The sequence below is a fragment of the Aureimonas phyllosphaerae genome, from assembly GCF_047943035.1.
Classification (GTDB): Bacteria; Pseudomonadota; Alphaproteobacteria; order Rhizobiales; family Rhizobiaceae; genus Aureimonas; species Aureimonas phyllosphaerae.
Genome location: NZ_CP181348.1, coordinates 200,418 through 222,563, shown reverse-complemented (window position 1 = coordinate 222,563; position 22,146 = coordinate 200,418). Strand labels below are relative to the sequence as shown.

General features: G+C 69.9%; 19 protein-coding genes and 1 pseudogene. 9 read left to right on the top strand and 11 right to left on the bottom strand.

Annotation, left to right across the window (positions count from 1 at the left end; genetic code table 11):
• From dapA to ACLNGM_RS01020, 4 genes are all read right to left on the bottom strand, one after another.
• A complete protein-coding gene (gene dapA, locus ACLNGM_RS01035) occupies window positions 1-897 on the bottom strand; it encodes a 4-hydroxy-tetrahydrodipicolinate synthase (RefSeq protein ID WP_416356824.1) in 897 nt (298 codons plus the stop codon).
• Window positions 898-923: 26 nt separating this feature from the next.
• Window positions 924-1,616 (bottom strand): amino acid ABC transporter permease, encoded by a 693-nt coding sequence (locus ACLNGM_RS01030; protein WP_416356823.1) that lies wholly within the window; start codon window positions 1,614-1,616, stop codon window positions 924-926.
• Window positions 1,617-1,668: 52 nt separating this feature from the next.
• Window positions 1,669-2,496 (bottom strand): ABC transporter substrate-binding protein, encoded by an 828-nt coding sequence (locus tag ACLNGM_RS01025; RefSeq protein ID WP_416356822.1) that lies wholly within the window; start codon window positions 2,494-2,496, stop codon window positions 1,669-1,671.
• 103 nt (window positions 2,497-2,599) lie between these two features.
• Complete coding sequence (locus ACLNGM_RS01020; RefSeq protein ID WP_416356821.1) at window positions 2,600-3,250, bottom strand: GntR family transcriptional regulator; 651 nt, start codon at window positions 3,248-3,250, stop codon at window positions 2,600-2,602.
• Between the two features lie 92 nt (window positions 3,251-3,342).
• Between ACLNGM_RS01020 and ACLNGM_RS01015 the strand changes: the two genes are divergently transcribed.
• The 3 genes and pseudogenes from ACLNGM_RS01015 to ACLNGM_RS01005 all read left to right on the top strand — a co-directional run bounded on the left by ACLNGM_RS01015 (window position 3,343) and on the right by ACLNGM_RS01005 (window position 5,296).
• Window positions 3,343-4,017 carry a GntR family transcriptional regulator gene (locus ACLNGM_RS01015; protein ID WP_416356820.1) on the top strand — a complete coding sequence of 225 codons (675 nt, stop codon included), beginning with the start codon at window positions 3,343-3,345 and terminating at the stop codon, window positions 4,015-4,017.
• Window positions 4,018-4,259: 242 nt separating this feature from the next.
• Window positions 4,260-4,463 (top strand): annotated as a pseudogene (locus tag ACLNGM_RS01010) (amidase); the annotation flags it as partial.
• Between the two features lie 119 nt (window positions 4,464-4,582).
• A complete protein-coding gene (locus ACLNGM_RS01005) occupies window positions 4,583-5,296 on the top strand; it encodes an SDR family oxidoreductase (RefSeq protein WP_416356819.1) in 714 nt (237 codons plus the stop codon).
• Between the two features lie 29 nt (window positions 5,297-5,325).
• On the opposite strand, the gene ACLNGM_RS01000 is transcribed toward ACLNGM_RS01005, so the two are convergent.
• Window positions 5,326-6,201, bottom strand: a complete 876-nt coding sequence (locus ACLNGM_RS01000; protein ID WP_416356818.1) for a DMT family transporter — start codon at window positions 6,199-6,201, stop codon at window positions 5,326-5,328.
• 101 nt (window positions 6,202-6,302) lie between these two features.
• Window positions 6,303-7,169 (bottom strand): AraC family ligand binding domain-containing protein, encoded by an 867-nt coding sequence (locus ACLNGM_RS00995; RefSeq protein WP_416356817.1) that lies wholly within the window; start codon window positions 7,167-7,169, stop codon window positions 6,303-6,305.
• A 184-nt stretch (window positions 7,170-7,353) separates the two neighbouring features.
• Between ACLNGM_RS00995 and ACLNGM_RS00990 the strand changes: the two genes are divergently transcribed.
• A complete protein-coding gene (locus ACLNGM_RS00990) occupies window positions 7,354-7,752 on the top strand; it encodes an ester cyclase (RefSeq protein ID WP_416356816.1) in 399 nt (132 codons plus the stop codon).
• Between the two features lie 42 nt (window positions 7,753-7,794).
• Here the strand turns inward: ACLNGM_RS00990 and ACLNGM_RS00985 are convergent, their stop codons facing one another.
• The 5 genes from ACLNGM_RS00985 to ACLNGM_RS00965 are packed head-to-tail and all read right to left on the bottom strand — an operon-like array spanning window position 7,795 to window position 17,195.
• Complete coding sequence (locus ACLNGM_RS00985) at window positions 7,795-10,458, bottom strand: hypothetical protein (RefSeq protein WP_416356815.1); 2,664 nt, start codon at window positions 10,456-10,458, stop codon at window positions 7,795-7,797.
• Entirely contained in the window at window positions 10,455-12,686 is a 2,232-nt protein-coding gene (locus ACLNGM_RS00980) for an amylo-alpha-1,6-glucosidase (protein WP_416356814.1), read from the bottom strand. Before ACLNGM_RS00980 ends, ACLNGM_RS00985 begins: the two co-directional genes overlap by 4 nt.
• A 24-nt stretch (window positions 12,687-12,710) precedes the next feature.
• The gene (locus ACLNGM_RS00975; RefSeq protein WP_416356813.1) at window positions 12,711-16,202 is read right to left on the bottom strand and encodes a molybdopterin cofactor-binding domain-containing protein; all 3,492 of its coding nucleotides are present in this window, start codon (window positions 16,200-16,202) and stop codon (window positions 12,711-12,713) included.
• Complete coding sequence (locus ACLNGM_RS00970) at window positions 16,199-16,690, bottom strand: (2Fe-2S)-binding protein (protein ID WP_416356812.1); 492 nt, start codon at window positions 16,688-16,690, stop codon at window positions 16,199-16,201. Before ACLNGM_RS00970 ends, ACLNGM_RS00975 begins: the two co-directional genes overlap by 4 nt.
• A 34-nt stretch (window positions 16,691-16,724) precedes the next feature.
• Window positions 16,725-17,195, bottom strand: a complete 471-nt coding sequence (locus tag ACLNGM_RS00965) for a MarR family winged helix-turn-helix transcriptional regulator (RefSeq protein ID WP_090965711.1) — start codon at window positions 17,193-17,195, stop codon at window positions 16,725-16,727.
• A gap of 369 nt (window positions 17,196-17,564) precedes the next feature.
• On the opposite strand from ACLNGM_RS00965, the gene ACLNGM_RS00960 reads away from it, so the two are divergent.
• From ACLNGM_RS00960 to ACLNGM_RS00940, 5 genes are read left to right on the top strand one after another with little or no spacing between them, the layout of a single operon-like run.
• On the top strand, window positions 17,565-18,719 hold the full coding sequence (locus ACLNGM_RS00960) for an FAD-dependent monooxygenase (protein ID WP_416356811.1): 1,155 nt from the start codon (window positions 17,565-17,567) through the stop codon (window positions 18,717-18,719).
• Entirely contained in the window at window positions 18,716-19,531 is an 816-nt protein-coding gene (locus ACLNGM_RS00955; RefSeq protein ID WP_416356810.1) for an alpha/beta fold hydrolase, read from the top strand. The genes ACLNGM_RS00960 and ACLNGM_RS00955 overlap by 4 nt, the downstream gene beginning before the upstream one ends.
• Before the next feature lie 3 nt (window positions 19,532-19,534).
• Window positions 19,535-20,290, top strand: a complete 756-nt coding sequence (locus ACLNGM_RS00950) for an Asp/Glu racemase (RefSeq protein ID WP_090965717.1) — start codon at window positions 19,535-19,537, stop codon at window positions 20,288-20,290.
• A gap of 11 nt (window positions 20,291-20,301) precedes the next feature.
• A complete protein-coding gene (locus ACLNGM_RS00945; RefSeq protein WP_416356809.1) occupies window positions 20,302-20,961 on the top strand; it encodes an N-carbamoylsarcosine amidohydrolase in 660 nt (219 codons plus the stop codon).
• A 34-nt stretch (window positions 20,962-20,995) separates the two neighbouring features.
• On the top strand, window positions 20,996-22,024 hold the full coding sequence (locus ACLNGM_RS00940; protein ID WP_416356808.1) for a leucyl aminopeptidase: 1,029 nt from the start codon (window positions 20,996-20,998) through the stop codon (window positions 22,022-22,024).
• Window positions 22,025-22,146: the final 122 nt, after the last annotated feature.

Genomic DNA, 22,146 nt, shown 5'->3' with positions numbered 1-22,146 from the left:
TCAGGCGGCGAGCGCCCGGGCGAGGCCGAAGTGGTCGACCAGCGCCTTCATGCGGGCGTCGTCGGCCGCCGGCAGCGGCAGGCGGGGCGGGCGCGGTTCGCCGACCGCAAAGCCCATGTGGCCGAGGAGCGCCTTCGTCCCGCCGACATAGAGATGCCCGCCGACCGCCTCGATCAGCGGCAGCCATTCGAGATAGAGCCTGTGCGCCTCGGGAACGCGGTTCTCGTCCTTCACCAGCTCGAAGATGCGCGCCATCTGCCGCGGGGCGACGTTGGACGCCACGGCGACCCAGCCTTCCGCCCCTTCCACGAAGGACTCGAAGCCCAGGATGCCGCCGAAGACCGTCATGTTGGAGCCGGCCTTGCGGATGATGTCGCGCACGCGCGTCACCTCCAGCGTCGACTCCTTGATGTAGTCGCAGCCCTCGATCTCGGCGATCCGCGCGACGAGATCGGGCTTGAGGTCCACGTTGGCCGTCGCCGGATTGTTGTAGACCATGATCGGCAGCTTGGTCGCCGCGGCGATCGTGCGGTAGTGATGGACGAGTTCGTCGTCGGTCGGCGTCGAGTAGAAGGGCGGGATGATCATCACCCCGTCGGCCCCGAGGTCCTCGGCCTGCCGCGTGAGGCGGACCGCCTCGCGCGTGTCCTCGGCGCCCGTGCCGATCAGGACGGGGACCCGGCCGGCGGCCGTCTCGATCACGGTCCTTGCGACCTCGACGCGCTCCTCCTCGGACAGGGACAGGAACTCGCCGGTGGAGCCCAGCGGGATCAGGCCGTGGATGCCTTCCCGGATCTGCCAGTCGGTGAAGGCTCTGAGCGTTTCGACGTCGAGCCGTCCGGCTGTGTCGAACGGCGTGATCATGACGGTGTAGACACCGCGAAAGGTCTTCTGCATGGCGATGGATCCGTTGAAAGGCGGGGTCAGCGCTGCTCGCTCGCGGCAAGCGGCTGGTCGGAGCGTCCGAAGCGCCGCTCGATCCGGCGCTGGACGAGGTCCCAGAGCGTGGTCAGGAGGAGGTAGTAGATCGCCGCGACGGTGAAGAGTTCGAGCACCTCGAAGCGCTCCTGGATGAGGACCTGCGTGCGGCGCAGGAGTTCCTCCATCGAGATCACCGAAGTGACCGAGGTCGTCTTGAGGAGACCGTTCACCGAGTTGCCGAGCGGCGGCACGATGATCTTCAGCGCCTGCGGAAGCACGATCGAGCGCATGATCTGCGGCTCGCGCATGCCGAGCGCGCGCGCGGCGCGGACCTGTCCCTTCGGCACCGCCTCGATGCCGGCGCGGATGATCTCGGCCAGATAGGCCGCCTCGTTGAGGGACAGGCCGATCAGCGCGGCCTGCCAGACGTTGAAGCGGATGCCGAGCTCGGGCAGGGCGGTGTAGATGACGATGAGCTGGACGAGCAGCGGCGTTCCGCGGAACAGCCAGACATAGACGCCCGCCAAGCCCGAGAGGATGCGCGACGACGAGCGGCGCATCAGGGCGAGGCCGAAGCCGAGCACGAGGCCGGCGAGGATGGCCACGACCGTCAGCCAGAGCGTCGTGAAGACGCCCTGGAGGATGAACGGGTTCACGAGGTAGCCGAAGAAGCCCGACCAGTTCCAGTTCAGCATGCGTGCGGTCCTTCGCCGGATCGTCGCCGAGGCGGGGTGGAAAGACTGGCGGTCAGCCCGCCGGACCCTTCACGGCGAGCGCGCCGGACACCGGCTCGACACCGTACTCGGCAAAGAGCTTGTCGAAGGAGCCGTCGGCCTTCATGTCCGCGAGCACCTTCGCCACCGCGTCGGCCAGCGGGCGGCTCTTCATGGCGAGGGCCACCGGCGTCGGGCCGATCCCGTGCAGCGCGCGGTGGAACTGGCCGCGCTTGGCGTATTCCTCGGCCACGCCGTCGATCGAGACCATCGCGTCGACCTGGCCGGCGCGCAGCGCCTGATAGGCGAGGGCGAAATTGTCGAAGGTCCGCACCGTCGCGCCCTCGAGGCCCTTCTCGCGCAGCTGCGCGTCGATCGCCTTGGCCTGCTTCTCCTCGAAGCCGCCGATCTCGACGCCGATCGAGCGGCCGGCGAGATCGTCGAGCGACTTGACCTCGATGCCGGAATTGTTGGCCGTCGAGATGCTGATTGCCTGGTTCTCGTAGGGGATCATCTGCATCATCGCCGCGCGTTCGGGCGTATAGAAGATGCCGGTGTTGATGAGGTCCCAGCGACCCGACTGGAGCCCGGGCACCATCGCCGAGAACTCGATGCGGATGTATTCGGGCTCGAGGCACAGGCGCTTCGCGATCTCCTTGCCGAGTTCGACGCGCATGCCCTTCAGCTCGCCCGACGCATCCACGAACTGCAGCGGCGGCAGGGTCGGGTTCGTCGACATCACCAGCTTGCCCGGCTGAATGAGTTCGCTGTCGGCGACGGTGGGCCTGCAGTCCTGTGCTTGTGCCGTCGTGGCGAGGAGGAGGGCGCCGAGCGCGATCGTCAGGGGAAACCGGGTGGGCATGGTGAAACCTCTTGGCAAGATCGGGAGGAAAATCGCATGCTAGTGGTATACCAGTATTATGCGACGGATGCTGGAGGCGTGCAAGATGGATTCTCGAAGATCGTCAGAAGCGTTCGAGAATGCGTCGGCGGATGCCGGACAAATGACGCCGCATCGCGTCCGCGGTCTGGTCGGGCGCGCGAAGCGACAGCGCGGTCAGGATCGCCCGGTGCTCGCTGTTGTCGACATGCAGCGTCGCCCGCCATTTGGTCTGGCGTTCGTAGAGCGTGGTGTAGCGGCGCATGTCCTGGAGGTACCGCGTCATGAACGGGTTGCCGCAATGGGTCGCGATCAGCGCGTGGAGATCGTCGTCAAACCAGAGAAGGTCGGTCTCCTGGAGATCGTCCGTCGTCTCCAGCCGCGCCATCTCGGCCTCCAGCCGGGCGACGTCGGCGGCCCCAACGGCCGTGGCCGCGAGCGACGCGGCGGCGGGCTCGACGAGCGCGCGCATCTCGAGGGTCTGCAGGTAGTCCTGGAGGCTGAGGGCGCGAACCGCCAGGATGCCGGTGTTGCCGCGCACCAGGAGGCCCTCGCCGGCCAGCCGGCCGAGAGCGTCGCGCAGGGGCGAGCGCGAGACGCCGATCTCCTCGGCGATACGGCGTTCCTGGATGGGCGTGCCCGCCGCCAGGCGCGCGTCGAGAATGTCCGACAGAATGTGCCGATAGGCCTTCTCGGAGAGGTTGGTGGGTTCCGCCGGGGCCGGGGGCTTCGCCATCTGGAGCTCGACTGTTTGCTTCCGCATGGCGGAGGAGTGGCATACCAGTCGTATAGAGGCGAGGGCCGAGTGCGGGCGAGGGCGAGGCAGTCATGAGTTCAAAGGAAGGGGCCGCACCGGTCGCGGCCGCCGATCGCAGCCCGAACCTTGCCAATCTCGTCTACCGCTCGGTCGCCGACATGATACGCAGCCGCCGCCTGCGCGGCGGTGACGTGATCGTCGAGGCGAAGCTCGCCGCGACGCTCGGCGTATCGCGAACGCCGATGCGCGAAGCGCTCCAGAGACTGGAGGGCGAGGGACTCGTCCACAAGGGCGAGGGGCGCAACTACGTCGTGCGCCGCGTCGATCTCGGCGAATATCTCCAGAGCCTGCGGCTGCGGCTCCTGATCGAGCCCGAGGCGGCGGTGCTGGCGCTCGACAACATCCCCCGCCGCACGCTGCTCGCCGTGCGCCTCGAGATCCTGGAACTCCTCGACGCCAAGACCTACCACACCGATCAGCACTGGTTCTCGGACGACCACCTGCACGGGATGATCATCGACCATTGCGGCAACGCGGTCATGGCGCGCGTCCTGCGCGACCTGCGGGCCGCCACGCGGCTCTTCGAGATCGACCAGCTCAAGGAGCGGCTGATCCCGGACTCCTCGGAGCACCTCCAGATCATCGAGGCGATCCAGGCCTCGGACGCCGAGGCCACGCGGGAGAGCGTCGCCCAGCACATCCGCAGCCTCATCGGGTTCGCGATGACGGCCTTCCAGCTGAAATAAGGAAGCGATGGCTCCGACCGGCTCGTCGATGAGCCGCCGGCCCTTCGGTTCTGTCCTTCCCGGCAGAGCGGAGAAACCTGAGCATCCGGTCTTGAATTGACGGGGGCACGCTGCCCCGTTCAGGCGTGCTCGCGCCGACGAAAAGGTCGGGATGCGGCGACGTCGCCGAAGGTCCTTTCGGGCGGGGGCAACCCGACGAAGCCGTGTCATGCCTGGACGACCGCTGGGCTCGCTTCGTTTGAGAGGCGACTTATTTCCAGGGCGCGACCGTGCCGCTCCACGTCACCGGGCTGCCCGGACTCGCGATGCGGTTCGGCACGAGCCGGGAGGGTCTGCCGATCAGCGTGCAGGTCGTCGGCGCCTGGCAGGCGGAAACGACGATCCTGCATGTCGCCTCGCTTCTGGAGAGCGTGAGCCCAGTGCGCGATCTCTTTCCCGACTCTTGAAGCTGACGACGGGGGGCAGGAGCCGGATGAGCGCTGCCCCCTCTCCCACACGACAGTTGAGCCGGATCGAGGCCCTGGCGCGTTCCTGGGCCGATCGACGGGTGGAAAGGAACCAAGCGATGACGGAACTCAACGGACGCCGTGTCCTGGTGGTGGGCGGTAGCTCGGGCATCGGGCTCGCCGTCGCCGGGCAGGCCGACGGGGCGGGGGCTCGGGTGACGATCGCCTCGCGCTCGCAGGCCAAACTCCAGGCGGCGCGCTCCGCTCTCGGCCCGCATGCCGAGGCAGCGGTTCTCGATACAGGCGACATGACCGGGATCGAGGCCTTCTTCGCCGAGCGCGACGCCTTCGACCATGTAGTCGTGTCGGCCGCGCAGACGGCGACCGGCCCGGTTCGCACCCTGCCGCTCGAGGACGCGCGGCAGGCGATGGAAAGCAAGTTCTGGGGCGCCTATCGGATCGCCCGGGCCGCCCGGATCAACGAGCGCGGCTCGCTGACCCTCATCACCGGCTACCTCGCGGATCGCCCCTCGGCCACCTCCGTGACGCAAGGCGCGATCAACGCCGCGCTCGATGGCCTGGCGCGCGGTCTGGCCCTGGAACTGTCGCCGATCCGGGTCAACACGGTCTCGCCCGGCATGATCGACACGCCGCTGTGGTCGAAACTCTCGGACGAGGCGCGCGAGGCCGCGTTCGAGCGTGCGAGGGCGAACCTGCCGGCAAAGGCCGTCGGGCAACCCGACGACATCGCCAACGCGGTCCTGTTCCTGATGCGGACGCCGTTCGCCACGGGCTCGACCGTGCGGGTGGACGGCGGCGGCGTCATCGCCTGAACGGCTGGCGGCTGGGGGGATCCCGGCCTTCAGCCGACCCTTCGATCGCCGAGAAGCCCCGCGAAGGTTCCAGCCACGATCAGGACCGCGCCGATCGAGGCCGGGCCGGTGACGGGCTCGCGCAGGAGGATGTGCGCGAGGGCGAAGCCGAACAGCGGCTCGGTTCCCATCAGGAAGCCGACCCGCGTCGGGCTCGTGCGGCGGACCGCGGCATTCTGGACATAGAACGCGGCGACCGTGCAGAACAGCGACAGAAACGCGATGCTGCCCCAGAAGCCCGCGCCGGCCCGGACCGCCAGCGCCCCGACGCCCTGCGTCAGCGCGAGGGCGAGAAGCGCCACGGCGGCGACCGTGGCGGCCTGGACCGCGGTCAGCGCGACCGACGAGAACCGCCGTCCCGACATCAGCCGCTTGGTCGACACGACCATGACGGCGCGTAACAAGGCGGCGAGAAAGATGAGCCCGTCGCCCGGCGTCCAGGCAGTCAGACCTCCGACCAGAAGGGCGACGCCGAGGCAGGCGACCACGGCGCCGCCGACGACGGATCCCAGCGGCAGGCGGCGCGAGAGCCCATGCTCGAGAAACGGGGTGAACAGCGTACAGAGCGAGATGATCAGCGCGGCATTCGTCGCGCTGGTGAGGGCGAGGCCCGCGATCTCGAAGATGAAGATCGCCGCGAGGATCGCTCCCAGCACCGCGCCGCGCAGGATGTCGCCGCGTCCCGCAGAGGCGAGCTCCCGGCGCGCCGCCAGGGCCATGACGCAGGCCGTGGCGACGAACCGGTAGAAGATCAGGACGAGCACGGGGGCGAAGGCGAGCGCGCCCTTCGTCACCGGATAGCTCGCGCCCCAGACGACCGCGACGGCAAGGACGGCGGCGTCCGCCGCCAGCGTCGATCGCGGCATGAGCGGCGCCGCGATGCTGGATGAACAGGACATGATGAAGGCCCCCGTCGCTCGCCGAACCCCGTGTCGGCATCGGCTGATTAGGGGCGCGCGGCGCGGCGCTATAGAACGAAAGTGCGGTCCCGACCCGCTTGCGAATAGGCCGCCGGCGTCATCCCGACGATGGCCGTGAAGTGGCGGCTCATGTGGCTCTGGTCGGCAAAGCCCGCTTCGGTCCCGGCGGCGGCCGGCGCATCTCCCGCACGCAGGCGATCCTGCACGAGGCGCACCTTCAGGCCGATGTGGTAGGCATGAGGCGGCAGGCCCGTCTGGCGCCGGAAGAGGTCGATCGTCTGCCGCCGGCGGAGCCCGGCGAGCGAGGCAAGCTCGTCGAGGCTGACATCCGCTTCGACATGGGCATGAAGATAGTCGACGAGCCGACGGGCACGGGCGTCGGGTGTGGCGCTTGCCGGCGCGTCATTCGGCCCGCCCTCCGAGATCTGCGCGACGAGACCCGCCAGGGCGACCAGCGCCGCGTCGCGAGACAGGGTCAGCCTCGACGCATGCACCCTGTCGTGGATGCGCGCGAGGTTCGCCGCCAGCGCGTCGTCGCGCCGGGCGCAGGCGTCGAAGTTCGGAAGCGGGGCGCGGTGGCTGTCGCGGAGGTCCCCCATGATCTCCACCATCGTGTCCTCGTCAATGTAGAGCATCCGCTGGACCCAGCCGGCCTCGACGGCGGCATTTCCGTGGTGGACGTCGCCCGGCCGCATCGACATCACCGTTCCCGGCAGGACCGTATGCTGCTCGCCGCGGCACCAGACCGCGTGCACGCCGCCGGTGATGACGCCGATCAGATATTCCGGGTGGGCGTGGGGCTTGAAGGTCTGGCGCACATAGTGGGCCGCCATCGTCTCGAGCCCGCCGTGACCGAGCGGCCGGTTGAACGAGACGCGCTCCGTTCGCTGCCCCCGCGGGGAACCGTGGTCCATCGCTGCTGCCTGCCTGTCCGCCGGGTGCTCGCCGTGCCGCTCACTTATCGCCGACGGCAGCCTCCCGCACCAGTCGTCCGACGGGAGGGTCGCCGGCATCCTTCTGCCGCGTTAGGTTCGCGGCACGCTATCGACGGTCGGAAGGCCGCAACCGTGAGGACCTCCATTGCCTGTCGATCCCCCGATGCCTGATCTCTACAAGGGTTACATCGCCTGTCTCAACGCGCGCGATTGGCCGTCGCTCGGCGATTTCGTGGCCGACGACATCGAACACAACGGCCGCGCTCTCGGTCTCGCCGGCTACCGGGAGATGCAGGTCAAGGACCATGCGGACATCCCCGACCTCGCGTTCCGCATCGAGACACTGGTCTGCGAGCCGCCCCGCGTTGCCGCGCGGCTCCGGTTCGACTGCCACCCTCGCGGCGCGTTCCTCGGCCTGAAGGTGGAGGGGCGAAGGGTGTCCTTCGCCAAGAACGTCTTCTACGAGTTCCGGGGCGGCAAGATCCACCGGGTCTGGTCCGTCGTCGACAAGGCGGCCATCGAAGCGCAGGTCGATGCGGCGAGCGAGGACGCGCGACGATGATCGACCCGACGCGTCGGCGTGCGCCCGCCTCGGACCGCCCGGTCAACGTTCTCGCGTCGCCCTCAGCCGCGGGGGAGATGTCAGCCCCGAGGGCGGTGGCTCCTCGGCGGAGAAGGACATGGCCTCGTGATACCGGTTGGCGGCGGTGTTGCGGACGCGGATCTCGAGCGAAAGCGTGTCGCCGGATCTTCCCGGCAGCAGGAAGCGCGCAGGGCTCTGCAGCAGCCGGCCGAGACAGACCCAGTCGACCCAGATCTCGCCCGATACCTCCACGTTGGCGAGTTCGAGGAACCAGCGGGTTCCCTCCGGCCCGCCCGGGACGACGATCGACCGTCGATAGCGGCCTGTTCCCGAGACGAACGGGAAGCCCTGAGCCTCCCAGCCTCGGTCGACGGCGATGGGGACCGGCGCGAGACCCGGAAGTTCGAGCGTCCATCCGTCCGCGAGGTCGATGACGTCGCCGGAGGATGACGGGACCCGGGAGGGACGGCTTCCGGCTTCCCGCTCGCCGGCCGTCTTCCCCGCGGAAATGACGAGGCAGGCGACGCCGAAGGCCGGAATCAGGAGAGACGCCGTGCCGTCGCCTCGCCCGACGATCTCGACGCGATCGGCACCGATGGTCGAGGAGTGGAGAATCACGATCTGGGGCCTCGGGGGAAGGCCCGTCAGCTCCAGCCGCCTCGGATGATCGGCGTCGTTGAGGGCTGCCAGCCGCCAGTCTGGCCCGACGCGTGCGATCGAGGACCAGGTCGGTCCCTCGTCCCCGAAGCGCATGTCAAGGTCGGAGCGCAGCAGCGCGGCGACTCGCGCCCGGATGCTCGCAGCCTCGGAGCCCGCGAGGTAGTAGGGCTCTGCGCGCGACGCGGGCATGGCCGCGAGGGGCGGGCCGATGCCGGCCACGTCCTCCAGCCCCTTCGGCAGGCCGCCGGAGAAGACGACCTGCCGTCCCCGGCGCGTGAAATCGCGGATGTTACCGGCGCCGGGACCCTCCGCCAGGACGCTGACGGCCGGCAGCACCAGCACCTCGTAGCCCGCATCCGGCGAAAGCGCAGACGGGAGCTGGCGCTCGTCGATGATATCGTAGCCGATGCCGGCTTGCGACAGCGCCTCGGCCCACAGGCCGAAATGCCGGCCGCAAGCATGCGCCGGCCCTTCGGCCCGGATCGTCTCCAGCGGGTAGAGGAGCGCGACAGGCCGCACGGGCTCGCCGTCTTCCAGAAAGGCTGACAGCCGCGCCAGTTCGTCGAAGATCGGGCCGCAATCGTCCCACCACGGCAGGAAGTTGTAGGCCGGAGGAAAGTCCCAGCGCGGGTTGGCAAGGAGTCGCTCGTCGCGATCGAAGCCGTCGGTCACGTTGACGGCATGGAGAAGGATGCGGCGGGCCCCCAGAAGAACGTGCCGGATCGCCTGCACGCGGAACCGCTGCGGGGTCAGGTCCCACTGGCCCGCCAGCGTCGGTCTGCCGGCTTCCCGCCCGGTGGCATACTGCTCGATCGTGCAGCGCCGGCGCCCGTTGGCGCGCGCGACGCTGTCGCCGAACTTCGCCGCGAGCTGCGGCACGAAGTCGGCGGCGTCCACGGCCGTCTCGGTTCGGAAGGCGTCGACGCCGAAATGATCGACGCCGGGCATGACGCGCGGGTCGATGCCTGTAAGCCCGCCGTGCAGCGCCCAGCCGCCGACATGGGTGAGGAGTTCGTGCCCGGTGAAGCCGACGCCGCGCTCGCGCGTCCAGCGTGCGAGGGTGCCGAAGAAGGCCTCGTGCAGGCGCTCGGCATAGGCGCGGAGGAAACCCGCCCGCAACGCACCCGTCCGCGGCCCGACGTCATGAACAAGCGACAGGAGCGCGGCGATCTCGTCGGCGGTCGCCGGGCGGCCGTCGCACAGGAGGCTGTTGCCGATGGCGCCCTCGTGCTCCTTCCAGGTGTGGAAACCGGCATAGGGATGGTCGAAGAAGAAGCCGTCCGCAGCGCCCGCGGCCGCTTCCAGGAGGGGCGCGTAGACGACCTCGGCGAAGCGCTCGGCCGTTTCGGGTAGGAGATAGTTGACGAGCCTCGACGTCAGGCATCGGGCCGACACGAAGACCGTCACCTGCCAGTCGGCCGGAAGGTCGGCATGGGCGGGCCATTCGATGCGGCACCCGTCGTTTCCGTCCGGCCGGACCTCGAACGCGTGCCCGAGGAAGCAGAGGTCCGCCTCGTCGCGAATGACGGGCGGGTGGGCGACGGCGGCGATCGCCCGCCAGTCGCCCCAGACCGCGGAGGCGCCTTCGTAGATCCAGGTGCGGCCGACATCGCCGAGGAAGTCGAGGAACGGCGACCCGATCGCGCTGATGGCGAGCGCCGATCCGACCGGCGCCGTCGCCCAGAACATGTGGCGCTCGCGCAGATGGTCCGCGCCGTCCACGGTCCGACCGCCGCCGTGGCCGGACATCCAGCCGTATTCATCGTAGATCGTGACCGCGATCCCAAGATCCTTTGCCGTCGCGCATGCCCTGCGGAAGGCCGCGAGATAGGCGGGCGACAGGTAGGCGGAGAGATCGAGCGCCGGCCGGGCCTGGATCATCACGCAGCCGATGCCCTTGTCCCGCATGTCGCGGAGCTGTGCCGCGATCTCGTCGTCGGTCGGGATGCGGTGCCAGAACCAGAAGGCGGCCGTCCGAAAACGCGTCGCCGGGTTCTCGAACCAGTCCGGCTGCGGTCCCGTCACGCGGGATCCGCCGGGGCCAGATGCCAGTCGAGCCGGGCGCCGGCCTCGACCCCCCCGAGATCGGCGACGTGGTGGCCATCCTCGAGCCGCGTCGTCGTCGCCACTCCGTGAAGGCGCACGGCGACCAGCCGGCGGGACGCCTCGGGGCCCAACCGGAACGCGAACGCATCGCCCCCCTCGGCGAAGGTCACCGAGACGAGGAACGGGTCCACCCTGATCCTGCGCAGGCGTCCGCGATAGGAGGTCTCGAAGATCGCTCGTCCATCGGTCCCCAGAAGCCGCATCTGCCCGTCCTCGACCGCGACGGTCACGGGGCCCGCCGGGCTCATGATCGGACCGAGGCGCACGGGCTGCCCGTCGTTGACGAGCTCCCACCCGCCCCACGGACCGATGTCCATGATGTCGCCGACGGCCATCAGCGGCAGCATGGCGCCCCAGGTGTAGAACGGGTCGTTGCCGGGGCGTTCGTCGATCCGGCCCGTATCGCCGTCGTAGTTCTCGCCGCACCAGCGGTGCGACGCCCAGGATTCCTCGAACATCGCGAAACTGCGCGCGACGAGGCTCGAGGCCTGCGCGTCGAGCCGGTAGCGCCGCAGGCCCTGCCAGACGAGCCAGTTGACGTTGGGCCAGATGCGGCCGCGCCAGTAGATCTGCTCGGCATAGGCGGGGTCGTCGCGCGAGACGTTGGGCAGCGGGTAGCGGCCGCCGAACATGGCGGGATCGTCGAGATGGGTCAGAAGCCGCCGGACCTGCGCGTCGTCGGCGGCTCCGCACAGGAGCGGGAAGAAGCTCGTCGGCGAGACGCTGCGCACGAAGCCGCCGTCGCGCTGGCGGTTGGCGAAGAGGCCGCGCGCCTCGTCCCAGAGCTCCCGGCGAATCAGTTCGCGCGTCTCGTCGGCGAGCGATGCGAATTGTTCGGCCTCATCTCGCCGGCCGATCTCGGCGGCGATCAGCGCCAGCATCTCGGCGTCGAGCGCCAGCGCCGAGTTGAGGCCGACGTCGAGCGTCGAGAGGGTGCGGGTCGCCGGAACGTAGCGCGCCTCGTCGTGCGTCGGCGAATTGTCCATGCCGGTTTCGTTGCGCGCACCGAAGGCCGTGCCGCGATACATCGCGTCGCCGACGTCCGACGTGCCGCAGGACACGAGGCCGCGACCATCCGGATCGCGGTTCGCACGCCACCAGAGCTGGTTGCGCGCCAGCGCGTCGAAGACATCGGACAGGAACGCGCGGTCGCCCGTGCGCTGGAAGATCATCCAGGCGACGAAGGCGCCGTGGGGCGCCTGCGTGCGATCGACCCAGGCGTCCTTCGGGTTGACGAGGCAGGCGATGTTGCCCTGCGGCGTCGCGCTTCCCATCGCCACGTCGAAGTTGCGCCGCGCGAGCGCCGGATCGAGCAGTCCGGCCATCAGCGCGGCGAAGCACTGGTCGTTGTACCAGACCGCATCGCCCAGCCCCCAGATCCGGCTGGCGGTCGTGGTGGGACGCCGGTTCAGCCGATCGTAGACGGTGTTCCAGCCGATCACGTCGCGCACGGCGTCGAGCGCACCGGCATGGCGGCCGATGTGGAGCGTCGGGGCATCCGCGACCTCGCCGGCGAGCGCCGCACGTGCCCTGGCGACGGCCAGATCGCGCGTGTCGGCGACCGCGGCAGCGAACGCCAGGCGCGGGGTCATCTCGAGATTGAAGCGGAGCGCCATCAGCGGGGCGGCGTCGGCGCGCGTCGATTTGTCGAAGTAGCCGTTCTGGTCGAAATCCTCGACCAGCGCCGCGAAGGACTCGTGGCCGGTTGCGAGCGCCGGGATGTCGTCGGCGGCGAAGGCGACGAAGCGGAAATCCACCTCCACCACCGCGACGCCCGTGCGCGGGTCGTAGTGCACCGTGCTGCCGTCCTCGGCCGAGATGCCGAACGTGACCCAGTAGCGCAGGCCCCATTCGCCGGCCTCCAGCGTCTCGAAGCGGCCGCGCAGGACGAACGGATCGGGCTTGTGGGTGCGGAAGGCGACGCGGGTGTCGGCAAAGTGCGTCTCGTAGGCGACCGTCTCGCCGCGCAGACCGTGCGCTCCGAATTGGATCTCGTCGGGCGCGCGGATCGCAGTCGCATGGCCCGCCTTGGAGGAATAGAGGACGGGCGCGATGCGCACGCCGAGCGGCAGGAAGGTGAACTCGCCGGGGCGCTCGGACCATGTGTTCCAGGCGCTGTCGAGGGGGACGGACTTGTCGAGAAACATTGGGGGCGATCCGAACGCGTTCGATCAGGAATGGGGCGCAGCGCGCGCCGCGCCCACCACGCCGGGCACATCCGTCCAGGCCGGCTTGTCGGGCGCGAAGCGTGCGCGAAGATAGGCCATCAGGTCGGCGATCGCACGGTCGTCGAGCGCCGCGCCGAAGCCCGGCATCGGTTCGGCCGCCAGCCCCCGATGGGCGGGCACGCCCGACAGGACCGCCCGGATGGCGTTTCCGGGCCCCGCCGCATGGAGATTGACGTTGAGGGCGAGCGGCGCGGCGGGCTCGCCCGGCGCATGGCAGGTGGCGCACGCGCCCTCGAAGATGCGCGCGCCGGCGGGCTCCGCGACCGCGGCCGCGACGGCGGCGGCCTCGCTCGCCTCGATCGCTTGCTTCACCTGCGCCTGGGCCTCGCTTGAACGCGTCGGCGGTCCGCCCAGCCACGAGAGATAGGTCGCCATCGCCTGGATGTCGGCGTCGGGCAGATCGGCCAGCGAGGCGACCACATGGGCCATCGGACCCGCGGCGCTGCCGTGCTCGGCCGATCGGCCGTCGCGCAGGTAATCGTAGAGCGCTTCGCGCGTCCAGGCGACGGGCGCCTCGCCGCCGCGCAACGAGGGCGCGTGCCAGCCGTCGGCCTCGCCGCCGGCCAGATGCGCCTTACCGCCGACCTCGCCGCCCAGCGCATTGCGCGGGCTGTGGCAGGCGCTGCAGTGGCCGAGCCCTTCCACGAGCTCGGCGCCGCGATTCCATTCGGCACCCCGGGCCGCATCCGTCGGTGCGCCCGCCGCGGAGTGGAACAGCGCGTTCCACCCGGCCATCAGCGGCCGGATGTTGAAGGGCGCGCGCAACGCGGTCGGCGGAGCCGTCGAGGCGACGGGCTCCTGGACCATGAGATAGGCGTAGAGCGCCTGGAGGTCCGCCTCGCTCGCCTTGGCGAAGGACGTATAGGGATGGGCGGGATAAAGGTGATGGCCGTCGCGCGAGACGCCCTGCCGCATCGCCCGCTCGAAGGCCGGATAGCTCCAGCCGCCGATGCCGGTCGTCTCGTCCGGGGTGATGTTGGTGGCATAGACCGTTCCAAATGGCGTCTCCAGCGCGCGTCCCCCGGCAAAGGCCTCGCCGCCGGTCCCCGCATGGCAGACGTTGCAGGCGCCGACGGCGGCCGCCTGGCGCCCGCGCTCGATCGTCGCCGCCGAGAACACGTCGGGGCCGGGCTTCGGGACCGGGGCGATGGCGCCGGGGAAGGGAAGGATCGCGGCGCCGGCCGCGATCGAGCCGAAGAGCGCGCCCGCGATCGGCCAGGTCCAGCGCCGACGTGCCCTGACTGAGGCCGTATCGGGCGGCGGCAGGGGATTGAGCGCGGCGCGGACGCGCTCTGGCGTCAGAGGCAATTCGCGGAAGCGCACGCCCGTCGCATCGAACACGGCGTTGCAGATCGCCGCCGCGCTCGGCACGGAGGCGGACTCGCCGGCGCCGAGCGGCGGCTCGTCGGGGCGCGGCACCATCAGGACGTCGATGTCCGGCACGTCGGGAAACTGGAGGATGGGATAGGCGCCCCATTCGAACGCGGCGACGCCCGTTCGCGAGAAGCGAACCTCCTCCTTGAGGACCCGGCTGGTCGACTGGATGACGTTGCCGTGGATCTGGTGGCGGACGCCGTCCGGATTGACCACCTGCCCGGTGTCCTGGCCGCAGACGACGCGGGTCACGGCGATCTCGCCGGTCGCGCGGTTGACCGCCACGTCCGCCGCCCAGGCCGCCCAGGCCGCTGCGGTGCCGGGGAACTTGCCGTGGACATAGACGGCATAGGCGAAGCCCCGGCCGTAGAGGATGTCGCCCTCGCTCCCGTGCGTGAAGGGCTCGGTATGGGGCACCCAGTTCGCGCGCTCGGCCGTGGCGCGCACGAGGTCGATCGCGCGTGGATCGGTGAGGTAGCGTAAGCGGTACTCGACGGGATCCACCTTTGCGGCGGTCGCCAGCTCGTCGATGAAGGATTCGTGCGCGAAGGTGTTGGGCATCGCCGACACGCCCCGGAACCACGACGCACGCGCGATCGGCGGCATGTCGTGGACGGTCACGCGCAGGTTCGGGAAGGTGTAGGGTGGGATCGCGGTGCGATCGCCCATCTGCAGCGTGTCCGCCACCGGCGGGACCTTGCCGGTCAGGATGAGCGGCAGCGTCGGGGCGAGGTTCGAGGGGTAGCGCGTCTCGAAGTCGTAGAGGGCGAGGCCGCCTTCGAGGTCCAGCCCGCCGCGCACGTCCACGACCTGCGCGGCGCCCTTCGGCTCCCAGGCGTGCTCCTGCTCGCGCGTCAGCTGGACCCGGACGGGGCGCCCGACCGCGCGCGACAGGAGCGCGGCGTCCGCTGTCACGTCGTCGGCGCAGTTGCGGCCGTAGCAGCCGGCCGCCTCCAGCCGCTCCACGGTGATCCGGTCCTCGGCCATCTCGAGAAGGCGGGCGAGGTCGGCGCGCAGGGGAAAGGGGTTCTGCGTGCCGGACCAGACGGTCAGGCCATCGCCGATCCAGTCGGCCACGGCGCAGGACGGGCCGATCGAGGCGTGCATCTGGTAGGGCCAGACATAGGTCCGCTCCAGCGTCGCTTCGGCCTCGAGGGCGCGCTCCACGTCGCCCCGGTCGGCAAGGCGCCGGGCCGTTGAGGGCTGGTCGCGCAGCGCCGCCTCGGGCCGGCCGAGATCGGCGATCTCGGGCGCCGCGCGCCAGCGCACCTTGAGCCGGCGCATCGCCTCGATCGCCTGCTCCTCGCGCTCGGCGACGACGCCGACGAAGTCGCCGACGACGACCAGCGCGACGAAGCCGGGAAGCGCGGAGACCGACGCTTCGTCGGCGTGGATGAGGCTGGCGCCGATATGCGGGCCGCTGTCGAAGCCGAGATAGGGCGGGCGCACGACGCGGCCGTGCAGCATGTCGGGCACGCGCACGTCGTGGACATAGGCGAAGGTGCCGGTCGCCTTGGCGGGAATGTCGGTGCGCGGCTGCGCGGTTCCGACGATGCGGTAGTCCTCGACCGGCTTGAGCGGGGCGGCCGGGTCGATCGGAAGCCGCACGCCGTCCCCGGCGAGGAGGTCGGCATAGGAGACGTAGGCGTTGCCGGGGTCGCGCGTGCCGACGATCCCGTCCTCGACGGACAGGTCCTCGACGGGGTGGCCGAGGCGGATGGCGGCGCGCACGAGGAGGTGGGCGCGGGCAGTGGCCGCCGCGGCGCGCAGGGGCTCGGCCGTCACCTGGATCGTCTCGCTGGCGATCGTCGCGCCCTGGTTCGGGCCGGTCGCCGTCGATCCCAGCACCATGGTGACGTCGGCAAAGGCCACATCGAGCTCGTCGGCGACGATCTGGGCCAGGGCGGTGCGGATGCCGGTGCCCAGATCCACATGCCCGTTATAGGCCGTCACGCGCCCGTCCTCCGCGATCACGAGGAACAATTCGTCCGCGCCGTCCGCCCGTGCGCCCGGGCGCACCACCGAAAGGCCCTTCGGCGCATCCCTCTTCGTCGACGTCATGATGCGGTCTCCGCGCTGGTCGATCGGGCCGCGGCGCGAACGGCCGCCAGGATCTCCATGTGCGTGCCGCAGCGGCACAGGTGATGGCGCAGCGCCTGGCGGATCGCCCCCTCGCTCGGGCTCGGTTCGCGCCGCAGGAGCGCGACGGTCGCGATGATCATGCCGTTCAGGCAGTAGCCGCACTGGGCGGCCTGGGCGGCGATGAAGGCGGCCTGGACCGGATGGGGCGCGGCCGCCGTCCCGAGACCCTCCAGCGTGGTGACGGCGCGCTCGTTGAGGTCGGCGAGGGGCAGGGTGCAGGACCGCACGGCACGGTCGCCGACCAGCACCGCGCAGGCGCCGCATTCGCCGAGGCCGCAGCCGTATTTCGGGCCATTGAGGGCGAGGTCGTTGCGCAGGATGTAGAGGAGGGGCGTGTCGGGCGCCGCGGTGACGCGGACGCTCTCGCCGTTAACGATCAGCTGGAAGGGCCGGGCTGCCGGGCTCATCGGGCAGGCCCGCTGGCCGAGGCCGGCCCATCTGTCAGGGGGCCGCGTCCACGTCGGCGAGGATGCGAAGCGTGTGGATCAGGGCCATGCGTTCTGCGGGGTTGAGACGCTCCATCGTCAGCTCGGTGATCCTCCTGGCGCGGGGCACCATCTCGTCGAGGAGGGCGAGCCCGGCCGGGGTGATCCCGGTGATGACCTTGCGGCCGTCTTCCGGATCCTTCGACAGGGCGACGAGGCTCCGGCCCCGCAGGCGATCCACGATGCCGCGGATCGTGGCCTGGTCGATACCCGTGTGCCGCACGAGCTCGCCCTGCGACAGCGCGCCGTTGTCGCGAAGGGCGCAGAGCGTCGAGAACTGGACGGCCGTGAGCTGGCCGTCGGCGCTTTCGGCCTGGAAGATCGCGAGATGGCGCTGGTAGGCCCGGCGCAGAAGATATCCGACCTGCTGGGTGAAGTCGTAGGGCGCGGCGTCCTGTGCGGCCGGCTCGTGATGTGCGTCCTGCATGTCCGTCCTTCGATCGTCCGAGCACCGGGGAGCCCATCGGAGCATGGCCGGCGGCTCCCTCATGCCGCTCCCGCGAGGGAACCGCAAGGACGTGCGGACAGGAGGGAGTGGCCGGCATCGGGGATCGGGGCATCGGGCTGTGAGTAGCGAACATGGGATCGACTATTTAGAGCGTAAGCGCTATGATTGCGGCAAAGCGCAATACTGTCAATCGAGTATAGAATGCTTGATATGCGCCGCGATTGTGCGATGCGATGACGATTTATGCAGTCGCAGCATAAAATTTCCTCTTGCATTTGTAGCGTATACACTCAATAAATGGGGTGTCCGGTCGTCTTGCATGACGGCCTCGAACGGAGTGACGCAACCATGCAGCCAGGATCCCGCATCGCCGTCGTGGGCGCCGGACTCGGCGGTGTCGCCGCTGCCGCCCTGTTGCAGAAGGCGGGCTTCAAGGTCGACGTCTACGAGCAGGCCCCTGCCTTCTCGCGCGTCGGCGCCGGCATCCACATGGGCCCGAACGTCCTCAAGATCTTCCGGCGCATCGGCATCGAGGACGCACTGGTCGCCATCGCGTCCAAGCCGGACTTCTGGTTCTCGCGCGACGGCGAGACCGGCGAGTACCTCTCGCGCATCCCGCTCGGCGAGCATGCCCTCAGGACCTATGGCGCGCCCTATCTCACCGTGCATCGCGGCGACCTTCACGCGCTCCAGGTCTCGGCCCTTCAGCCCGGCACGCTCCATTTCGACAAGCGCCTCGCATCGATTGAGGAGGACGGCTCGGGCGTCGACCTCGCCTTTGCGGACGGCTCGCGCGCCCGCGCCGACATCGTGGTGGGGGCGGACGGCATCAACTCGCGCATCCGCGAGACGCTGCTGGGCGACGAGAAGCCGAACTACAGCGGCTGGGTCGGCCATCGCGCGCTTCTCGACAAGGATGCCCTGCGCAGGACGGGCCTCGACTTCGAGGCCTGCGTGAAATGGTGGACGCACGACCGCCACATGATGGTCTACGACACGACGGCCGACGGGCACGAATACTACTACGTGACCGGCGTGCCGCATCCCGCCTGGGACTTCGACGGTGCCTTCGCGCCCTCGAGCCGCGAGGAGATGCGCGAGGCCTTCGTCGGCTATCACCCGGTCGTCCAGGCGCTGATCGAGGCGACCACCGAGGTCACCAAGTGGCCTCTCCTCAACCGGAACCCGCTGCCGCTGTGGAGCCGCGGGCGGCTGGTGCTGCTCGGCGACGCCTGCCATCCGATGAAGCCGCACATGGCGCAAGGGGCGGCCATGGCGATCGAGGACGGGGCGATGCTGGCCCGCTGCCTGTCCGAGACGGGCCTCTCCGATCACGCCACCGCCTTCCGTCTCTACGAGGCGAACCGGCGCGAGCGCGCCTCCCGCGTGCAGGCCGTGTCCAACGCCAACACGTGGCTGCGCACGCAGGAGGATCCGGCCTGGGTCTTCGGCTACGACATCTTCGACGTGCCGCTGCGCAGCGAAAGCGGGGTGGCGGCATGAGCCCCATCGCCCCCGAAGGCTTCAACATCCGCGCCAACGGCATCCGCCAGCACATCCTGCGCTATCGCGGTTCGGGTGAGCCGCTGGTCCTCGTGCCCGGCATCACCAGTCCCGCCATCACCTGGGGCTTCGTCGCCGAACGCCTGGCCGAAGGGTTCGACACCTATGTCGTGGACGTGCGCGGGCGGGGCCTGTCCTCCACGGGGCCGGGTCTCGACTACGGGCTCGACGCCATGGCGGACGACCTGTCGGCGCTGATCGCCGCTCTGGGCTTTGCGGACGCGACGGTGCTCGGGCATTCGATGGGGGCCCGGATCGCGATCCGCGCGGCGAGCCGCAACGCCGCCGGCATGAAGCGTCTCGTGCTGGTGGACCCGCCCGTGTCGGGGCCGGATCGGCGCGCGTACCCGTCCAAGCTGCCCTGGTACGTCGATTCCATCCGCCAGGCCGTCGAGGGAATGGATGCCGAGGCGATGCGCGCCTTCTGCCCGACCTGGACGCCCGAGCAACTCGCGCTGCGCGCCGAATGGCTGCACACCTGCTACGAGCCGGCGATCGTCACCGCCTTCGAGGGCTTCCACACCGACGACATCCACCGGGACCTGCCGGCCCTGCCGGTGCCTGCGGTCCTGATGATCGCGGGGCGCGGCGGCGTGATCGAGGCGGAGGACGAGGCCGAGATCGCAAGGCTCAATCCCGCGATCCGCACGGCGCGCGTGCCCGACGCCGGCCACATGATCCCCTGGGACGACCTCGAAGGCTTCCTTCGCGCCCTCGACACGCTTCTCGGCACCTCTCTCGCGCGGGCCTGATCCATGAGCACCCGAACCTTCCGCATCGGCCAGATCGTACCGAGCTCCAACATCACGATGGAGACCGAGATCCCCGCCATGCTGGCCGCGCGCCAGCTGATCCGGCCCGAGCGCTTCACCTTTCATTCGGCGCGCATGCGCATGAAGCACGTCACCAGGGACGAGCTCGCCGCGATGGACGCCCAGTCCGACCGCTGCGCGCTGGAGCTGTCCGACGCGCGGGTCGACGTCCTCGGCTATGCCTGCCTCGTCGCCATCATGGCGATGGGCCACGGTTACCACCGCGAGAGCCAGGCCCGCCTGTCGAAGGTCACCGCCGAGAACGGCGCGCCGGCCCCGGTCGTCACCAGCGCCGGCGCCCTGGTCGAGGCGTTGGATGTCCTGAAGGCGCGGCGCATCGCGCTGGTCGCCCCTTACATGAAGCCGCTGACGAAGCTCGTGATCGACTATATCGAGGCCGAGGGCATCGAGGTCGTCACCCACGAGGCGCTGGAGATCTCGGACAATCTGAAAGTGGCGGCGCACGACCCTGCCAACCTGCCGGGGATCGTCGCCGGGCTCGACACGTCGGGCGTCGATGCGGTGGTCCTGTCGGCCTGCGTGCAGATGCCCTCGCTGCCGAGCATCGCAAGGGTCGAGGCGCTGACGGGCAAGCCGACATTGTCGGCGGCGGTCGCCACCACCTACCGGATGCTCGACGAGCTGGGCCTCGAGCGCATCGTGCCGGGCGCCGGCGCGCTCCTCTCCGGCGCCTACTGAGGAGCGGCGCGATGGATCCGGCGGCTTCCGAGAACTACAGGGGCGTCTGGGGAAACCGCATCGGCTTCGGCCGGGCGCCCGCGCTCCTCGTGATCGACTTCATGAAGGCCTACACGGAGGCCGGGGCGCCGCTCTATGCCCCCGGCGTCGTCAGGGCGGTGGCCGAGACGCCGCGCCTTCTGGCCGCCGCGCGCCGGCACGGCGTTCCGGTGATCCACACCAACATCCTCTATCACGCCCCCGGCTGCGCCGATGGCGGGGTGTGGGTCAGGAAGTCGCCCGTCATGGCGGCGATGGTGGCCGGCAATCCGCTGGCCGAGTTCTGCGACGGCGTCGAGCCGGTCGCGGGCGAGCCGGTCTTCACCAAGCAGTATGCCAGCGCCTTCTTCGGCACCAGCCTCGCCCCCATGCTGCATGCGCAGGGGATCGACACGGTGGTCCTCGCCGGCTGCTCGACGTCGGGCTGCATCCGCGCCAGCGCCGTCGACGCCGTCCAGCACGGGTTCCGCACGATCGTCGTCCGCGACTGCGTCGGCGACCGGCACGAGGCCCCGCACGAGGCGAACCTCTTCGACATCGACGCCAAGTACGGCGACGTCGTCACGCTGGACGAGGCGCTGGAGGCGCTCGCGCGCATTCAGGCGGCGCGCGCCGGCTCCCCATCCGTTTGAGACCTCAGACCCTTCAGGCATCAGGAGACCGGACATGGATCACGCGAGCTTCACCGAAATCTGCCTGCATCAGCTGAAGATGTCCGGCGTCCACGAGGGCGAGAAGCTCGTGGTCCTGACGCAGGGCGCCGACCGGCTCGACTATGCCGACGCCTTCATGGCCGCCGGCCAGCGGCTCGGGGCGCGGATGTACCACATGCGCCTGCCGGCGCCGCTGCCGACCGGCGGCTGGAACGTCGGCGTCACCGGCCTTGCCGCGCTGCCCGACGCGGTCGAGGCGCTGAAGAACTGCGACATGCTGATCGACTGCGTGTTCCTGCTCTTCAGCCCCGAGCAGTTCGCCATCCAGGCGGCCGGGACGCGCATCCTGACGGCGGTCGAGCCGCCGGAGCTTCTGGCCCGGATGCTGCCGACGAAGGAGCTGCGCGAGAAGGTGGAGATCGCGGGCGAGATCCTCGCCAAGGCCAAGGTGATGCGCATCACCTCCCGGCACGGCACGGACGTCACCTACAAGCTCAACACCTATCCGACGATCACCGAATACGCCTGCACCGACGAGCCCGGCCGCTGGGACCACTGGCCGTCCGGCTTCGTCTTCACCGGCGGCGACGACGACGGTGTGGACGGTCAGATCGTCGTGGCGCCGGGCGACATCCTCCTGCCGCAGAACGTCTATGTGCGCGAGCCGATCACCTACACGATCGAGAAGGGCTGGGTGCGCGACATCCGCGGCGGCCTCGAGGCCGAGCTCGTCAAATCCTACATGGACGGCTTCAACGACCCGCGCGGCATGGGCATGAGCCATGTCGGCTGGGGCATGAACCCCAACGCCAAGTGGCACGGACTGGTGCCGGGCGAATTCCCCGGCGGCATGGGCATGGAGCCGCGCTCCTTCTGGGGCAACGTCATGTTCTCGACCGGCCCGAACAACGAGCTCGGCGGCCCCAACGACACGGTCTGCCATCTCGACATCCCGATGCGCGGCTGCTCCCTCTTCCTCGACGACGAGGCCATCGTCGTCGACGGCGACATCGTGGTGAAGGAACTGCGCCGCACGGCCTGACGCGAACGGAGGAGGGCGCAGGGAGGGGCGCTCTTCGCAGGTCGAACACAGAAGGGGTTGCCCGTCCGCTCCCGAGCGGGCGGAGGCGACGACGCTCGGCCGCCGCATCCCGGCTTCGGCAC